1 pseudogene is annotated in these 267 nt (G+C 65.5%); it reads left to right on the top strand.

The features are described from left to right. Positions 1-35: 35 nt before the first annotated feature. Positions 36-267 (top strand): annotated as a pseudogene (locus SM753_RS20675) (hypothetical protein); the annotation flags it as partial.

Below are 267 nucleotides of genomic sequence, written 5' to 3'. Positions count from 1 at the left end.
CCTTCGCGTTCATCTCGACCGCGGAGGAACCGGCCGTGTCGCTGGAGGACCCGGACGAGACCCTGCAGGACGGGTCGACACTGACGGTGAACGACCGCGTGTACAACGTCTCCGACGTCTCCGGCGGTGCGGACGAGCCCGCGGCGACGCTCCTGTGGACCAACGAGTCCGCACAGTGGTCGGAGAGCTGGAGCAACAACTCGACGGTCTCCTACCAGAACGAGACGTACCGCACGTTCATCGCGAACACGTCCGAACCGACCGAGA

The sequence above is a fragment of the Halostella sp. PRR32 genome (genome assembly GCF_034808085.1).
In the GTDB taxonomy this organism is placed as follows: domain Archaea; phylum Halobacteriota; class Halobacteria; order Halobacteriales; family Natronoarchaeaceae; genus Halostella; species Halostella pelagica.
The sequence above is the reverse complement of the archived record's forward strand: the minus strand, read 5'-3'. Positions and strand labels throughout refer to the sequence as shown.